Source organism: Haladaptatus marinus (genome assembly GCF_051194195.1).
The window spans coordinates 492,571-508,099 of the sequence record NZ_JBLZNK010000002.1 but is presented as its reverse complement, the minus strand read 5'-3'; the positions used below and the strand labels follow the sequence as shown (position 1 = coordinate 508,099).

The 15,529-nt window shown below is 58.6% G+C and carries 22 protein-coding genes and 1 other RNA gene; 15 read left to right on the top strand and 8 right to left on the bottom strand.

What is annotated here, in order from left to right; translation table 11 throughout:
* Positions 1-63: 63 nt before the first annotated feature.
* The gene (locus ACN2TU_RS04730) at positions 64-1,044 is read right to left on the bottom strand and encodes a PLP-dependent cysteine synthase family protein (protein ID WP_435153388.1); all 981 of its coding nucleotides are present in this window, start codon (positions 1,042-1,044) and stop codon (positions 64-66) included.
* Between the two features lie 35 nt (positions 1,045-1,079).
* A complete protein-coding gene (locus ACN2TU_RS04725) occupies positions 1,080-1,400 on the bottom strand; it encodes a DUF5798 family protein (protein WP_435153387.1) in 321 nt (106 codons plus the stop codon).
* Between the two features lie 81 nt (positions 1,401-1,481).
* On the opposite strand from ACN2TU_RS04725, the gene ACN2TU_RS04720 reads away from it, so the two are divergent.
* From ACN2TU_RS04720 to ffs, 3 genes are all read left to right on the top strand, one after another.
* On the top strand, positions 1,482-1,886 hold the full coding sequence (locus ACN2TU_RS04720; RefSeq protein WP_435153385.1) for a DUF7548 family protein: 405 nt from the start codon (positions 1,482-1,484) through the stop codon (positions 1,884-1,886).
* Positions 1,887-1,967: 81 nt separating this feature from the next.
* The gene (locus ACN2TU_RS04715; RefSeq protein WP_435153383.1) at positions 1,968-2,297 is read left to right on the top strand and encodes a DUF5658 family protein; all 330 of its coding nucleotides are present in this window, start codon (positions 1,968-1,970) and stop codon (positions 2,295-2,297) included.
* A 94-nt stretch (positions 2,298-2,391) separates the two neighbouring features.
* Positions 2,392-2,703: signal recognition particle sRNA (ffs, locus tag ACN2TU_RS04710), an RNA gene on the top strand.
* A gap of 69 nt (positions 2,704-2,772) precedes the next feature.
* Here the strand turns inward: ffs and ACN2TU_RS04705 are convergent.
* From ACN2TU_RS04705 to ACN2TU_RS04695, 3 genes are all read right to left on the bottom strand, one after another.
* Positions 2,773-3,690, bottom strand: a complete 918-nt coding sequence (locus ACN2TU_RS04705; protein ID WP_435153381.1) for a succinylglutamate desuccinylase/aspartoacylase family protein — start codon at positions 3,688-3,690, stop codon at positions 2,773-2,775.
* 71 nt (positions 3,691-3,761) lie between these two features.
* Complete coding sequence (locus ACN2TU_RS04700) at positions 3,762-4,643, bottom strand: mechanosensitive ion channel family protein (protein ID WP_435153379.1); 882 nt, start codon at positions 4,641-4,643, stop codon at positions 3,762-3,764.
* Positions 4,643-4,888 carry a YhbY family RNA-binding protein gene (locus ACN2TU_RS04695; protein ID WP_435153377.1) on the bottom strand — a complete coding sequence of 82 codons (246 nt, stop codon included), beginning with the start codon at positions 4,886-4,888 and terminating at the stop codon, positions 4,643-4,645. The genes ACN2TU_RS04700 and ACN2TU_RS04695 overlap by 1 nt, the downstream gene beginning before the upstream one ends.
* Before the next feature lie 132 nt (positions 4,889-5,020).
* Here ACN2TU_RS04695 and ACN2TU_RS04690 point away from each other — a divergent pair, with 132 nt between their 5' ends.
* Positions 5,021-6,184, top strand: a complete 1,164-nt coding sequence (locus ACN2TU_RS04690) for an NAD(P)/FAD-dependent oxidoreductase (RefSeq protein WP_435153375.1) — start codon at positions 5,021-5,023, stop codon at positions 6,182-6,184.
* Between the two features lie 87 nt (positions 6,185-6,271).
* Positions 6,272-6,592: a hypothetical protein gene (locus ACN2TU_RS04685; RefSeq protein WP_435153373.1), complete on the top strand. Its 321-nt coding sequence runs from the start codon at positions 6,272-6,274 to the stop codon at positions 6,590-6,592.
* Between the two features lie 40 nt (positions 6,593-6,632).
* Here ACN2TU_RS04685 and ACN2TU_RS04680 read toward each other — a convergent pair whose 3' ends face one another.
* Complete coding sequence (locus tag ACN2TU_RS04680) at positions 6,633-7,364, bottom strand: fumarylacetoacetate hydrolase family protein (protein ID WP_435153371.1); 732 nt, start codon at positions 7,362-7,364, stop codon at positions 6,633-6,635.
* Positions 7,365-7,469: 105 nt separating this feature from the next.
* On the opposite strand from ACN2TU_RS04680, the gene ACN2TU_RS04675 reads away from it, so the two are divergent.
* The 4 genes from ACN2TU_RS04675 to ACN2TU_RS04660 all read left to right on the top strand — a co-directional run bounded on the left by ACN2TU_RS04675 (position 7,470) and on the right by ACN2TU_RS04660 (position 9,479).
* Complete coding sequence (locus tag ACN2TU_RS04675; protein WP_435153369.1) at positions 7,470-8,207, top strand: metal-dependent hydrolase; 738 nt, start codon at positions 7,470-7,472, stop codon at positions 8,205-8,207.
* A gap of 363 nt (positions 8,208-8,570) precedes the next feature.
* Positions 8,571-8,963: an OsmC family protein gene (locus ACN2TU_RS04670; RefSeq protein ID WP_435153367.1), complete on the top strand. Its 393-nt coding sequence runs from the start codon at positions 8,571-8,573 to the stop codon at positions 8,961-8,963.
* 69 nt (positions 8,964-9,032) lie between these two features.
* The gene (locus tag ACN2TU_RS04665; protein WP_007978781.1) at positions 9,033-9,209 is read left to right on the top strand and encodes an HVO_2753 family zinc finger protein; all 177 of its coding nucleotides are present in this window, start codon (positions 9,033-9,035) and stop codon (positions 9,207-9,209) included.
* A gap of 3 nt (positions 9,210-9,212) precedes the next feature.
* Positions 9,213-9,479: an elongation factor 1-beta gene (locus ACN2TU_RS04660; protein ID WP_266076663.1), complete on the top strand. Its 267-nt coding sequence runs from the start codon at positions 9,213-9,215 to the stop codon at positions 9,477-9,479.
* A 109-nt stretch (positions 9,480-9,588) separates the two neighbouring features.
* On the opposite strand, the gene ACN2TU_RS04655 is transcribed toward ACN2TU_RS04660, so the two are convergent.
* Complete coding sequence (locus ACN2TU_RS04655) at positions 9,589-10,755, bottom strand: cystathionine gamma-synthase (RefSeq protein ID WP_435153364.1); 1,167 nt, start codon at positions 10,753-10,755, stop codon at positions 9,589-9,591.
* Between the two features lie 174 nt (positions 10,756-10,929).
* Positions 10,930-11,226 (bottom strand): hypothetical protein, encoded by a 297-nt coding sequence (locus ACN2TU_RS04650; RefSeq protein WP_435153363.1) that lies wholly within the window; start codon positions 11,224-11,226, stop codon positions 10,930-10,932.
* A 207-nt stretch (positions 11,227-11,433) separates the two neighbouring features.
* On the opposite strand from ACN2TU_RS04650, the gene ACN2TU_RS04645 reads away from it, so the two are divergent.
* From ACN2TU_RS04645 to ACN2TU_RS04620, 6 genes are all read left to right on the top strand, one after another.
* Positions 11,434-11,724, top strand: coding sequence for a 50S ribosomal protein L21e (locus tag ACN2TU_RS04645; protein ID WP_435153361.1), 291 nt, complete (start codon positions 11,434-11,436; stop codon positions 11,722-11,724).
* 3 nt (positions 11,725-11,727) lie between these two features.
* Positions 11,728-12,084, top strand: a complete 357-nt coding sequence (locus tag ACN2TU_RS04640) for an RNA polymerase Rpb4 family protein (RefSeq protein ID WP_435153359.1) — start codon at positions 11,728-11,730, stop codon at positions 12,082-12,084.
* Between the two features lie 43 nt (positions 12,085-12,127).
* Positions 12,128-12,700 (top strand): DUF655 domain-containing protein, encoded by a 573-nt coding sequence (locus ACN2TU_RS04635; RefSeq protein ID WP_435153357.1) that lies wholly within the window; start codon positions 12,128-12,130, stop codon positions 12,698-12,700.
* Positions 12,701-12,853: 153 nt separating this feature from the next.
* Positions 12,854-13,738, top strand: a complete 885-nt coding sequence (locus tag ACN2TU_RS04630; protein ID WP_435153355.1) for a 16S ribosomal RNA methyltransferase A — start codon at positions 12,854-12,856, stop codon at positions 13,736-13,738.
* Positions 13,738-14,931, top strand: coding sequence for a mechanosensitive ion channel family protein (locus ACN2TU_RS04625; RefSeq protein ID WP_435153353.1), 1,194 nt, complete (start codon positions 13,738-13,740; stop codon positions 14,929-14,931). The genes ACN2TU_RS04630 and ACN2TU_RS04625 overlap by 1 nt, the downstream gene beginning before the upstream one ends.
* Positions 14,928-15,503: a HemK2/MTQ2 family protein methyltransferase gene (locus ACN2TU_RS04620; RefSeq protein WP_435153351.1), complete on the top strand. Its 576-nt coding sequence runs from the start codon at positions 14,928-14,930 to the stop codon at positions 15,501-15,503. Before ACN2TU_RS04625 ends, ACN2TU_RS04620 begins: the two co-directional genes overlap by 4 nt.
* Positions 15,504-15,529 lie beyond the last annotated feature (26 nt).

The following is a 15,529-nucleotide window of genomic DNA, read 5'->3' as shown; positions in this document are numbered from 1 at the left end:
TAGAACGGGAGCAGGAAAAGGGTGACTTGCGGGGGTAACTGCCTCGAAAAGAGCGTTTCGAGCCTATCCGTCCCACTCCGCGAACGAGCGATAGATTCCCTTCGAGAGGTAACGCTCGCTGGAGTCGGGGAAGACGGTGACGACAGAGTCGTAGGGGGCGTCGATTTCGCCCGCCTGAATCTTCTCTGCAATCTGTCGGGCGGCGACGCTCGCTGCGCCCGCACTGGAGGCGACCAGATGACCTTCCTCGCGCGCGAGTCGTTTCAGCTCATCGTGAGCGGTGTGGTCGGGCACCTGCACGACTTCGTCCACGAGGTCGGGGTCGAACAGTTCGTTCGTCGTCGGGTCGTGGGTGCCGATACCCTCGATTTTGTACTCTTCTTCCTCCACGTCGGCTCCAAGAGTCGTCGAGTAAAGCGAGCCGGTCGGCTCGACCGCGGCGACGTAGGTGTCGGGATGCTGCTCCCGAGCGTATTTCGCCATTCCCATCAGGGTTCCCGCGGTGCCACATCCGGCGACGACTGCGCCGACCTTCCCGTCTAGTGCCGCATCGATTTCCGGCCCGGTCGTCTCGTAGTGGGCTTTGACGTTCAGCGGATTCTCGAACTGCTGTGGAACCACCGCGTTTTCCGTCTCCTCGGCGAGTTGATGGGCGCGGTCGATTGCGCCACCCATCCCGTCTTCAGTCGGTGTGTTGATAACTTCGGCACCGAGTGCACGCATGAGTTGCTGTTTCTCGACGCTGAACCGTTCGGGGACGACGAAAACGGCGTTCACATCGAGCTGCCCCGCGGCGAGCGCGAACCCGATCCCGGTGTTTCCGGCGGTCGGTTCGATGACCGTTCCGCCGGGAACGAGTTCGCCGGATTCGAGCATCTGTTCGACCATGTATTTCCCGATGCGGTCTTTGACGCTCGCACCGGGATTGAACGACTCCAACTTCGCGTACACTGGCACCTCGTCGGGTGCATCCTGAAGGCGGACGAGCGGCGTTTGCCCGACAGTATCCAGCACCGAATCGAGCGGTTCCCGATGTGTCGTCATGCGCGAGAAAAGGAAGGCCGGACTGTTAGTCGTTGTTATGTGCTCGCTTGTGGGGATTCGTCTTTCGTGTCGTCACTTCCAGGTTCGTTTTCGGCGACTTCTTCCTCGACGGATTCCGGCGGTTCCACGTCGTCCAACACAGATTCGACGTCGATGCCCTGTTCGCGGGCCAACGCCTCGATGAGTGCCTTCTGTTCGGCGTTTTTGATTTCGAGTTGCTGGACACGTTCGTCCGTCGCCTCTAGCGAATCGCGGATGGCGAGCACTTGCTCTCGCAACTCGTTCAGTTTGGCGTACAGTTTCTCCGCAGTGTCAGCGACTTTTTGGATTTTCTTGGCCGTGCTTCCGAGACCCATGTTCGGCCGTTCGTTCCGGAGTAATGTGATTTTTCCGACTCAAACGCGGCGTTTAACTCATTCGCGTGAGTGGTTTCGGACATGAGCAAGCGACTCGCGCCGAAAGTCGGAATCGTGTCGTGCCTGGCAGTGCTTTTGCTCCTCTCGCTGCCGTACTTCCTCGCCCCAGCAACCGCAGTAAGCGTCTACTACGGGACGATTCCCGTTCCGGTCGACCTGCTCGATACGTTCTTTGCGCTCGTTTCCCTCATCGCATTTGGCTCGGGATTGCAAGACAGAAGCGACCCGGCGACCATTGCTGGCGTTACCCTCGTACTCGGCGTGTTCATGGCAGCCATTACCCTCTGGTGGGCAGTCGTGACACCAGCAGATACGCTCGTGGAAGCGGCACGAATGGACTCACTTTCCACCCATCGCTGGATTTTCGCACTCGTCACGTTCGCTGTCCCGGCAAGCGCCGGTTGGTACGCACGAAACGTGTTGTAGTCTTCCCTTTTCGTGGTACAGCGAGTTGTTACTCCCTGACAGTCTGCCTATAACAAAGTGACGTGGCGATGGAGATGGATTGTGCCACCCGACTACTCTCACCTGTGGTCGCACGTCTCCCTGCCGCTGTTGGTCGCCATTCTCGGTGTGATGCTCGGCGACGTAGTGACGACCGGGGTTGGACTCGAACTCGGCTTGGAAGAGGGAAATCCCTTCGTCGCACATCTTCTCAAGGAGATGGGGTTGTTCGGTCTGGTTCTCATCAAGGCGATTACTGTCCTTCTCCTCGTCGTTCTTTCGGGTTGGACGCATCGTTCACGGCGGACGTTCAGACTCGGAAGTCTCGTCTATCTCGTCGTCGGGATGCTCGTCGTCCTCTCGAACGTCGTCGCTATCGCGACAGTTGGGTGAGTTGGGGCTGGTGATGTCTCGCGGAACTCCGAGACGGAACCCCGAAATCGGGGACGGAACCCGAAAGGCCCTTAAGGTGGTGTCGGTTAGATGGGAGTGGACTAGGTTGAGCAGTTAGGCCCTGCTCCTTGCCCGCGCTATGGTCTTGAGCGGGAACTGAACTCCGGGCACGTCCGGTCAGACCGGGCCGGGCCCCGAAAGCCAACGCAGAAGCCTCGTCCTGCGGGGCCAGCGGTCTGCGTCGAACACTCGCAGGGGTGTTTCGTCGCAGTTAATCGGTGGCAATCCGTCAGGCACGGAAGTGAGCAGCGGACCATCGGACATCTGTCGCTCGTAGGATCGCGGGGTGGAGGAGGCAACCGGGATTCCCCGGTCCGGAACGCCGGGCAACCCCAGCCGTCCACATTCATATCGTATTCTACCGCCGAGTTGTAACCATCTCCCGAATTAGGGTAATCTGCCGAGTAACAACGGACTACTGATTCGTGGTGGCGGTCGTCTCAGTCGTCGTCTTTTGTTCGTCCGACTGCAACGGTCGGATTCCCCACGTATCGAGCATACTGGCGACGAACACTTTCGTCCACTGTGTTCGTTTCTTCGGTTTCACGTCGTCCTGCGTCACCTCAAACAGACACGACGGCATCTCTTGGTCGTGTCGCGTCTTGTTGACGAGCATCGGTGCAGTCGCGTACTTCGTCTCGCTAGCGGGTGTCTGGACGAAGTCGTAAATCGGGTCGTATCCCGTAACGTACTCGTCGTTCAGCAGTTCGATTGCGGTCTGAATGCTTCGAGTCACCTCGTCGTGTCTCGACCGGAAGACGTTCTGGCCGACACCCTCGTCTCCCTCCCGTCGAAGGATTCCTTTCGAACTGTGGAGGTCGATAAGCACATCCGGGCTGTGGCCCACTATCGTGTCCCATATCTCCTCTGCAAGCGCGTTTTCCGGCGGTTTTCCGACAGGGAACTTCCGATTCAAATCCATTCCCTTGGGCCACTTGCGACGGTGGTGTTCGACCGCTTGGGTGTTCGTTTCCGGAAGAACGACCAGCGTTCCGGCATCGATTTTCCACTTTAGGATGTCCTGGGCCGCCCAATACCCACTCTCCTCGTTGCCGTGCATCCCTCCGACCACGAACGCGGTCGATCCGGGTCTGTCATGCTGAATCTCGTAAAGGGTCGTTTCCTGTTCCGTTCCGGCGCGTATTTTCGAGGTCGTGACGGTCTGCGTTGGTTTTCCACCGTTTCCGTCCGGCGTCTGCGTGGTCGTGCGAGTCGTCGCTCCCCCTGCTTTGCCGTCATTCGAACCGTTCCCGGCACAACCGGCGAGCGCGATGGTTCCACCGACCGAGGCGATGCCAACTGTCGAAAGGAACGCACGCCTCTTCTCGTCCATACGGATAAATGACGACTCGAACTACTTTAACACTCTTTCAGACCAATTGAAAAAACAGTTGGCGGTAATACTTAATCCCCGCTCACAGCTTCCAGTTCGGCGGGGTTGGCGACTTCGACACCGCCGGTGAGTTGGCGGTGGGGGTACGGCATGTCGATGCCTGCCGCGTCGAATCGCTCCTTGACGGCGGTGACGTACTCGCCGCGCGTTTTCACGAAGTCACCGCGTTTCGGGTCTGCAATCCAGAACCGCGATTTGAGTCCGACCGCGGAGTCGCCGAGTTCGGTAAGCCGAACGGACGGTTCGGGTGTGTCCAGAATCTCCGGATGGTTTTCGGCTTCCTCGACGATGATGTCCGTCGCTTGGTGGATGTCGTCGTCGTAGCCGATGCCGAAGAGGAACTGAATGCGAAGTCTGTCCTTGGCGACGGGGTTTTTGATGACGCCGTCGGTTAAGACGGAGTTTGGCACGGTTAGGAGTTCGTTGTCGAAGGTTCGAACCCGCGTTACACGCAGGTCGATGTCTTCGACGATGCCGGAGTAACTGCCACCGTCCCACTCGATCCAGTCGCCGATTTTGAACGGCTTATCGGTGAAAATGAACACGCCAGCCACGAAGTTGGCGATGATGTCCTGCAACGCGAAACCGATGGCGAGCGTTGCGGCGGCGGCGACGGTTGCGAGTGCGGTGAGGAAGTTTCCTAAACCGGCGAAGCCGAACGCCAATGCGACTGCCGCGAACAAGACGACGAACTGCGTGACCTTGGTGAGCGGATTTTTTATGCTTTCCTCATACCCTCGACTGTCCATCAACCGTCTGACAATCGGGATAACGACGGCACGCCCGATGAAATAGATAGCAATGAACGAAACGACGAAATAAATTGATTGGGTGACAATTTCTGCCAACTCGTCACTCATCACTTGTGTGAGTCCGGGGAGTGGGTCTACCATCAGTGATACACCGCCGTATTCCCGCGTGTTTCGATGAGTTCGGCGTTCACCTCGTCAGCCAGTTCGTCGGCGAGTTTGTCGGTCGAAGACCCACCGCGGGCTGCCCGAAGGAACTTCACCTTGACGAGGTCTTCGTTTTTCAGCTGATTTACCAGTTCGTCGGTGACAGCACCGAGGCCGCTTTTGCCGACCCAAACGGTTACGTCGAGGTCGTGTGCCTGCTTCCGTAAGTCCTGCTTATCCATAGTGCGGTTTATTTGCTCCGACTACCTTTAAACCTTGCAGCCGACGAATCAGGGAACACCGAGAGTGGGATTGTCATGCATCCTGCTGCGGGTTTCAACACCTTTGTATCGCATGACTCCAGAGATTCTGGTATGACTGCGAAGGTTGTCGTTCTCGGTGCTGGCTACGCTGGTGCCGGAGCGATACAGCAACTCGAAGCAGAACTCGATGACGCCGACATTACGTGGGTGTCGGACACAGATTACCACCTCGTGCTGCACGAATCCCACAGGGTCATTCGCGACCCACGGGTGAAAGACAAGATAACGCTCCCGATTCACGAAATCAAATCGTCGAGCACTCGGTTCGTGCAAGATACGGTCGCCGCCGTCGATACCGAAGACCGAACTGTCGAACTCGAAGACGGCAACGACATCGACTACGACTACTTGCTCGTCGCCCTCGGAAGCGAGACCGCCTTCTACGGCATCCCCGGAATGGCCGAGAACGCGCTCACGCTGAAGGGATTGGACGACGCGCTCGAAATTCACGACCAGGTCAAGGAGGCCGCGAAAACTGCCTCGCGAAACGACCCCGCGAAAATCGTCATCGGTGGGGCTGGACTGTCGGGTATCCAGAGCGCCGGTGAAATTGCGGAGTACCGCGACAAACACCGCGCGCCGATCGACATCTACCTCGTCGAAGCGATGGACGAGATCATGCCCGGGCAGGATCCGGAACTGCAGGGCACGGTGAAAAAGCACCTCCTCGAAAAGGACATCAACATCCTCACCGACGACCCGATTACCGAAGCCACCGAGTCGGAAATCCAGTTCGACAAGGGCGACCCACTCGACTACGACGTGTTCGTCTGGACGGGCGGTGTCACCGGCCGAAAAGCGATGGACGACTGCAACCTCGACAACCAGCACAACCGCGTCACAACGGAGGCAAACTTCCAGACAAGTGACGAGCGCGTGTTCGCCATCGGCGACTGTGCCATCATCGACCAGGGAGAGAACCCTGCACCGCCGACCGCACAGGCCGCGTGGCAGGCCGCCGAAGTCGTCGGCGAGAACATCGCCCGCGAAATCCGCGGCCAACCGCTCACCACGTGGACGTTCAACGACAAGGGAACCGTCATTTCCATCGGAGACGAGGCGGTTGCACACGATGTCAAGGCAGGCGGCGTCGACTTGCCTATCAGTACCTTCAGCTCCGTCCCGGCGGAAATGCTGAAGAAAGTAATCGCGGCACGGTGGATTGCGGACGTGACCTCATGGAACCGCGCACTCAACGCGTGGGACTCGCTGTAATCGGCGGATAGCTGGATTTTTTACGTTCGTTGCTGTGTATTTCAGCGAACGGCATATTTATTTCATTTCCAACACAAATTTCGAGCAATGAGTGCCCTCACTGCAGTGATACTGTTCTTCGTCGCTGGCTTTCTCGGCATCCTCGCGGGGCGTATCTACCGAGGGCAAAAGTCACTCATCGCAGGGTACGGCGGCAACGCGGAGAACGCTGATGATGCACGAGTCAGGAGATGGTTCGGAACGCGGCTTTTCGTGCTGGTGATACTCACTCTCGGACTCGCTATCGTGGAACTCCGTGGCGAAGTGAGCGACACCATCTGGCTCGGCTACACAGCAGTTACGGTCGCCCTTCCGGTCTGGTTGCATTTTGGGATGAAACGGTTCGCCATCGAGTCCGGTACCGAGTAGAAAGTTTCGAGAGTGAGAAATCTCGATATCTATCCCCGTCTCACGGAATCCGAACGTCGTGCGAAAGCGTTCCGATACCTTCGATTTCGACCTCGACGCTGTCGCTGTCTTCGAGCGGTGCGACTCCCGCTGGCGTGCCGGTAATCACCACATCGCCGGGTTCGAGCGTGAGGTAGGTCGTAATTTCCGCGATGAGTTCCGGCACGGAGAAGATGAACTGGTCGCGGGACGATTCTTGTCGCAGTTCGCCGTTCACGCGCAGTCTAACTGCGGCGTCGTCGGGAACTTCGTCGGGCGTGGCCACGACCGGGCCGAGTGGACAGGAGTTGTCGAATGCTTTGCCGCGCACCCAGTTTTGCTCGCGGTCTTGGTCGTCGCGGTTCGAGATATCGTCCGCGCACGTGAACCCGGCCACGACATCCATTGCGTTTTCTTCGGCGACGTTGCGACATTGCTCGCCGATGACGATGCCGAGTTCGGCTTCGTGGTCGATGCGCTCCTTGCCACCGGGAAGCGTGACCGTATCGCCGTGCGAGGCGACTGCGTTCGGTGGTTTGAGGAACAACAGTGGACGGTCGGGTACGTCCTTGTTCCGCTCTGCCGCGTGGTCTGCGTAGTTCAACCCGACGCAAACGATTTTCGTCGGGTCTGTTGGTGCGAGGATTTCGACCTCGGTTGGGTCGTAGCTGTCAGTGCCGAACTGAAGTTTGCCGTCCGTCCATTCGCCGGTTCTAATCGAGCCTGCTGGGTCGCGGAATCGGACTCGTTTCATGCTTGCGATGTCGTATTCGGGGGTCTAAATCGTTCGGACTCCGGTAACGCCCCACATATCGCCAACATCTTTTAAGACGAATTACGCCCTACCCAAATCCGTACCATGAAATTCACTTGGCACGGACACTCGACGTGGCACGTAACCGTCGGCGACACCGACTTCCTCATCGATCCCTTTTTCGACAACCCGAAAACCGACACCGACCCGGAAGAACTCGACCCGGATTACCTCCTTCTCACGCACGGGCACGCGGATCACATCGGTGATGTTGACCGCTACGAAGGAACGACGTTGGTTGCGACTCCCGAACTCGTCGGCTACTGCAACGACAACTTCGGCGACTACGACGCCGTCGGCGGCATGGGGATGAACATCGGCGGAACCGTCGAGTGCGGCGACGCCTACGTGACGATGGTTCGTGCCGACCACACCAACGGTATCGATACGAGCTACGGTACCAGCGCCGGAATGCCCGCCGGATTTGTCATCTCGGATACGAAGCCGACGCAGGTTTCAGACGAAGAAAGCGAAACGTTCTACCACGCGGGCGACACCTCATTGATGGTCGAGATGCGCGAAGTCACCGGGCCGTACCTCGAACCCGACGCCGTTGCGGTTCCTATCGGCGACCACTTCACGATGGGGCCGGCACAGGCCGCCATCGCCGTGGACTGGTTGGACGTTGACTTCGCGTTCCCGATGCACTACGATACGTTCCCACCGATTGAGCAGGATCCCGAGGACTTCGGACGAGAGGTTGATGCTGCGGGCTGTGACACCGACGTTCGTATCTTGGAAGGCGACGAGACGTTCGACCTCACGGAAGAAATCTCGTACTAAGAGCTGGCGTTCGGACGGGTTTTTTTCAATGCTGTTGTGGATACCTGTTTGAGGGACGTTTCTTGGGCCAGTGCCAGCGCGCGCCACGTAGCTTGACTGGCCAGCCGCACGGATGCGTCAGCGCGAATCGCTTGAGCGACGAACGAAGTGAGGCGCGAGCGCACTCCCGCGCTGGCGGGGAGGTGTGGGGAGACTACGGTGGCGGTTGCGGTCTTTTGGAGTCGGCAACTGCTATCGACTAACCAAACAAATCAACTCCGAAGACGGCAACAAAACAAGATACTCAAAATCAATACCTTCACTCCGACAAGTGAGGCCGGAAGAACAAACCTTAGGAGTGTTGCGACAGACGTGCAACTTGCAATGCCAGAAGTCACTACTACGTCGGAAGCAGGCTACAGTGCTGAGAACGATGTTCGCGACTTTTCGCTCACCATCGACGCGACGGGCGAGGACGCGCCCGACACGCTCGAAACACTGCTCGCGGCATACGGTTCTTGCTACGTTCCCGCCCTGCGTGTTGGCGGCGAACAGCGCGGCGCTGGCGACCTCGGCAAAATCGAAATCACGGTTGATGGCGGTCTGAACGACAACGACAAACTCGACTCCGTCTCGTTCGACATCAAATGGGAAGCCGAGACCGACGACGAAACGGCCCAGAACGTCATCGACCGCGCGTTCGAACTCTGTAAGGTTCACGACGCAGTCAAAGACAGCCTCCACGCCGACACCACCGTCGAGACGGGCGCGTTCTAACGCCTGTTCCGAAGACGACTTCGAATCAAGAAGGGAAGCGTTAAAAGCCGCGCGGCGGAACGTGGGGGTATGAGTCAGACGCAAAAGCAGGCGCGAAAATGCGTCTCGTGCGGGATTAACATCTCCGGCACGAACGCCGCGTCGTTCAAGTGCCCCGACTGTGGGCAGACCATCTACCGCTGTGCGAAGTGCCGAAAACAGAGCAACCTCTACGAGTGCCCCGACTGTGGGTTCCTCGGACCGTAAACAATGGGAAAAGTCGCAGCCAAAGTCAAGGTTATGCCGCAGAGCCCCGAGATCGACCTCGACGATCTCCAGGAAAAACTCGAAGACTCGCTCCCCGAAGGAGCGAAAATAAACGGCTTCGAGCGTGACGACGTCGCGTTCGGACTCGTCGCGCTCCTGCCGACCGTCATCGTCCCCGACGATGCCGGTGGCACGGAAGCTGTCGAGGAGTCGTTCTCGTCCGTCGAAGGCGTCGAGAGCGTTGACGTGCAGAACGTCGGCCGGATTTAATTCCGATTCTTTTTTGTTTTCGCAATTTCGCTCGATGAGTGGCTCGTTTATCGTTTGCTCGGCGAGATTTCTCCGCAAAAAATAGTTTGGGTGAACTTCGCCCGTTCGTTCAGTCCAGCACGGCGTCGAACGCCTGCTGAAGGTCTGCCTTCAAATCATCCACGTGCTCGATGCCGACGCTGGCGCGGATGAGGCCGTCCGACAGCCCTGCGGCCTGTCGTTCTTCTTTCGGAATCGCAGCGTGGGTCATCGTCGCGGGTTGCTCGATGAGCGATTCGACGCCGCCGAGGCTTTCGGCGAGGGTGAAGATTTCAGTCTCGGCCACGACTTCCGCGGCCTCTTCGAGCGAGGCATCGAGTTCGAAGCTGACCATCCCGCCGAAGTCGTCCATCTGCTCAGCCGCGAGTTCGTGGTTCGGGTGGGATTCGAGACCGGGGAAGTACACCGTCTCAACTGCCTCGTGGTCATCCAGCCAGCTGGAGATGTCGCGCGCGTTGTCACAGTGCCTGTCCATTCGAACGCCGAGCGTTTTGGTTCCGCGCAGGACGAGGAAACAGTCGTGTGGGCCGGGGGTCGCGCCGACGCTGTTCTGGTAAAATCCGAACTGCTCGTCCAGTTCCTCGTCGTCCGTGATGAGCGCGCCGCCGACTACGTCGGAGTGGCCACCGAGATACTTGGTCAGGGAGTGCGAGACGATGTCCGCGCCGAGTTCGAGCGGGCGCTGGAGGTACGGCGTCGCGAAGGTGTTGTCCACTGCACAGAGGGCGTCGGCATCTTCGGCAATATCAGACATCGCGGCGATGTCCACGACGTTAAGCAGTGGGTTCGTCGGGGTTTCGACCCACAGCAGTTTCGTGTTGTCCCGGACTGCGTCGGATACTTCGTCCGTACTGGTCATGTCCACGAAGGAGAATTCGAGGCCGTAATCCTCGTACACCTGCGTGAAGATACGGTGGGTACCGCCGTACACGTCCTCGCTGGCGATGACGTGGTCGCCGGAAGAAAGCAGATTCAGGACTGTGTTGATTGCTCCCATCCCGCTGGAGAAAGCGCGACCGAACTCGCCACCTTCGAGGCTGGCGAGGTTGTCTTCGAGGTCGGTGCGCGTCGGGTTGCCCGTGCGCGAGTATTCGTAGCCGCGGTGGTCGCCCGGCCCGTCCTGCACGTATGTCGAGTTAGCGTAGATGGGCGTCATCAGTGCGCCCGTCTCCTCGTCGGGTTCCTGTCCCGCGTGGATGGAACGCGTTTCGAACTGGAAATCGTCGCTGTCGGTCATGCGCGAGGGGACGCAGTGCGGACAGGTTATTCTTCCCCTTCTTCGCCGGAATTGCCGCTATGTTGGAGTTTTCTGTATCACTCGTTTCGATTGTTCTGCTTCCAAGCTGGTAGCAACTGCCGACTCCTATGAGATCGCACCGCCTCCGCCCACATTCCTCCCCAACCGACTCCCTCACTCGCTGGCGCTCGCTTCGGTCATCCCTCGCGTGATAATCAACAGGTCTGCGGGCGATTCGCCCGCAGACCTGCCGACGCACGCGCCAAATTGATTGCGACAATTCGGGCTCCCGTCCAACCACGGAGGTGCGCGCTGGCACGAAACTGAGGACTTTACGTCCGAAGACTCGTATCGAAGCCGCGCGAGGGATGACTGAGCGACGTAGGAGCGAAGGAATCGGTTGGGAAGGGCGTGGCCTATGGATGCGGTGGCGGTTTCATTGGAGTCGTGATTTCCCAACACCGCCTTCATAGGAACTCAGCTACCGGATACCAGCCTCACAAAAACACGAACTGCTCACTTCCAAGTGGTGCATACTGCTCCGAAAGCAATTACAAGCCCGACCAACAGTGTGAGACATCCACAAATAAACGTCCTGTATGAGGAAAATACACCCTCTCGCCATCGTCGTGGAACGGACGTTTTATAACGGTCACCGAACAAGAGCGTCATACGACTATGCCGAGTTCGCACGGACCTAACCACAGTACTCGCGAAAAGCTCTCGAACAACCCTCGTGAACGTGGCACCTCGCCACCACAGCGCGCCGTCCAGCAGTACGAGGAGGGACAGAAAGTCCACCTCAAAATCGACCCAAGCGTTCGTGAAGGACGCTTCCACCCACGATTCAACGGTCGGACGGGCGAAGTCGCTGGCAAGCAGGGCCAAGCGTACAAAGTCCTCATCGTCGATGGCAAAAAAGAGAAGACGCTCATCACCAAGCCAGCACACCTCCGCGCACAGGAGTAACGCATGACGATTTTCAAGGAAAAGCTCAGCGAGGATTACCTCACTACGGCGGAAGCCAAGGAACTGCTCGCCGAAGTCGAGCGAGACCGCGCGCTGGACGAAACCCGAGAGATGCCGTATAACCTCTCGCGAGCCATCGAGCACGTCAACCGCTTCGCGGCCCTCGACGCCGAGGAGTCCCGCGAACTGGTGAGCGAACTGCTCGAACTCGAGAAGGTGGACGAACCAACCGCGTTCAAAATCACCGACCTCCTGCCAAAAGACCGCGACGAACTGCGGGCAATCTACGCTCAGCAACGCTTCGCCCTTTCAGGCGACGAGTTGGACGAAATTCTGAACGTCGTCGCGAAGTACGAGTGACTTCACCGATTCTTTAAGTTACTCGTCGCCGTACTGTCGGGCAATGAGTGAATCCGAGAGTGGCCGCGAAGCAGTGGCTGTGGTGCTCGACTTTCTCCCTCACGGACGTGCGGAGGATGACCGTCCGCAGTACCAGAAGGAACCCGTCGCGTACGCGCTGACTGAATCGGACTTCCGCCTCCTCGAACTCACACTCGAAAAGGAGACGAGTGTCGGTATCGGCGACAGCATCCCCGTCGACCCGCCGGAAGCCCGCGAAAACATCCAAAAACTCCACGAAATCGGGTACAGCGACCTCACGTCCGCTTCCCAATCGGAACTCGAACATGCCGTCGTGGACATCGTCGAACGTGACGAGGAGCGGTTCGTGAACTTCTACAACGATGCTCAACCGATTACCCTTCGACTACATCAGTTGAACCTGCTGCCGGGAATTGGGAAGAAACTGCGAAACAACGTGCTTGAAGCGCGCAAGCGCCAACCCTTCGAAAGCTTCGATGACCTCGAAGACCGTGTATCGGGCCTTCACAAGCCACAAGACGTGTTGGTCGAACGGATTTTGGAAGAGATCCGTGAAGACGACCTGAAGTATCGGACGTTTGCCCGGCGGGACTGATTCTTTTCCACGGTCTTCGGCCGGTTTGTGTGAACAGTTATTTTCATGAGCGCTGCCTTTATTCCGCTTCTCGGTCGCGTTCAGGTGAGCGTTGACGCTTCTCACCATAACTCGGTGGGTTTACGCCACTCGCTCCGGTAAGCCACTATAACGATGGGACGTTCGCCACGCGAGGAACACGGTACGAGAGACCCTGACGCCCTGATTCGCAGAGCGGGCGTTCGGGCCGACCCGAACCGTGACCAACATTTCCTCATCGATGACCGAGTCGTTGACCGAGTACCGGAGTACGCCGAGGAGTTGGATCTCTCACGCGTCCTCGAAATCGGGGGCGGCCCGGGCGTGCTAACCGACCGCCTGCTGGCGGTTGCTGACCGCGTGACGGTGGTCGAACGTGACCCGAAGTTTGCCGATTTCTTGCGCCGGGAGTTTGCGGACGACTGTGAGGCAGGACGGCTGACCGTCGTAGAAGGGGACGCACTGAGTGTCGAACTCCCAGATTTCACCGCCTGTATCGCCAATCTGCCGTACGGAATATCCAGCGAAATCACGTTTCGACTGCTTCCGCTGGGAAAGCCCATGATACTGATGTTCCAACAGGAGTTCGCCGAGCGAATGGCTGGCGAGGCCGGAACGGACGACTACGGGCGACTGTCCGTGACGGCACAGCATTACGCCGACGTGGAGATCGTCGAGGTCGTCCCGCGCGAGGCGTTTTCGCCCGCGCCGGAGGTGTCGAGCGCAATCGTCCGCACGTCGCCGCGAGACCCGGACTACGAAGTGGACGACGAGGAGTTCTTCCTCGATTTCGTGAAGGCGGTGTTCACCCAGCGCCGGAAGACAATCCGGAACGCGATTCGCAACACGGCACATATTTCAGGGCTGGACGATGCCGACGCGGTCGTGGACGCGCTCGAAGAGCCCGACCCGGACGTGCTGGGTGAGGACATCCTCAGAAAGCGCGCCGGAAACGTCACCCCCGCGCAGTTCGCGGCGATGGCGCGGGTCGCGAATGAGTACGGCCGGGGTGGTGGTTGATGCAGAACCTGTATCGACAAATCGGTGATATCGGCATCCTCGACGTTCGGATATTTATCACCGTCTTCGTCGCGCTTTCGATAGTTGCAGTTCTCGTTCTTGCGTGGCGAGGACGCCCACGCTTGCAGGAGAGGATGCCGGATGCACTAGCGAACGTCATCGTAGTCGGCGGAGTGAGCGTGTATCTCATACTTGCGGGTGTGACGGTGCTGTTTCTTTGGGAAGTGGTCAACACGTCGATCATCTTCACTTTCAATTGGGGAAAATTGGTGGATGAGTTGATAAATGAATGGACGGGTTTCAAAGTCACGTTAACCGTCGTAACACTCGCCGTTGCCTATGTCGCCGCCGGCATCTTCAAACAAGCCATCGAGGGAATGACAAGCCAACGCGATGTCTTTTCCCAGCACCAGACTCAGGTGATGGTTCGCGTCGCGCAGGTGTCGGTGTACGTCGTCGCATTTGCGGCCGTCCTCGGCTTCTGGGACGTTGACCTCACCGGCCTGTTGGTCGGTGCCGGATTCCTCGGTATCGTGGTCGGGATGGCGGCCCGCCAAACGCTCGGGTCGCTGTTGGCAGGATTCATGTTGATGTTTTCCCGTCCGTTCGAAATCGGCGATTGGGTGGAAATCGAAGAAAAAGAAGGAATCGTGACCGATATCTCCATCGTCAACACGCGAATCCAGACGTTCGACGGCGAGTTCGTGATGATTCCAAACGAAGTGGTCGGCGGAAGCACGATTACCAATCGGAGTCAAAAAGGTCGTCTCCGACTGGAAGTCGATGTCGGCGTCGATTACGACGCGGACGTAGAGCAGGCGGCGGAACTCGCCAAATCGGCGATGAGCGAGGTAGACGATGCGTTGACGGTTCCCTCCCCGGAAGTCGTGACGAAGGAGTTCGGCGACTCGGCCATCGTCCTCGGCCTGCGATTTTGGATAGACAAGCCCAGTGCCCGGCGAAAATGGCGTGCTCGGACGGAAGTCATGGGTGCGGTCAAAGAGGCGTTCGAGCGTGACGGAATCAAGATTCCGTTCCCCCAGCGCGAACTCTCGGGGCGACAGGAAACGGGTGGCTTTCAGGTCGCACGAAAGCGACAGCGCGAACTAGGACCGACCGCGGATGGTGGGGAGGATACCGTCCAGCCACCCGCCGAGGAGCGTGGTGACAACGACGACGGTGGTGAACAATGACGAACCTCGCCGAACGACGCGGCATCGAGACGGAGGTGTACCAACCGGCGGAAGACTCTCGCCTGCTTGCCGAAGTGGTGGCGGACGACGTGACTGATAGCGACGTTGTGCTTGAAGTCGGTACGGGGTCGGGATACGTGGCCGAGTTCGTCGCCACCGAGACGGGTGCTCGCGTCCTCGGTTCGGACGTGAATCCACACGCGTGTAAGCGGGCGCGCGAACGCGGCGTCGAAGCAGTTCGAGGGAACCTCGTCGCACCGTTTCGGGATAGCGTCTTCGATGCCGTACTGTTCAATCCGCCGTACCTCCCGACCGACTCGGACGAGGAACGCGACGATTGGATGGAGTACGCGCTTTCGGGCGGTGAATCGGGGCGGGAAATCATCGACCCGTTTCTCGACTCGGCCGGGCGCGTACTCGCGCCCGACGGTCGGGTGTATCTCCTCGTAAGTAGCCTCTCGGGGGTCGATGAAGTCGTCTCCCGAGCGAGTGAAAACGGATTCAGTGCGGTCGCACTTCGCGACGAATCGTTTCCCTTCGAGACGCTGTCGATACTGAAACTCGTCCGCTGATTTTCTAATTACTCTTGAGCATTATT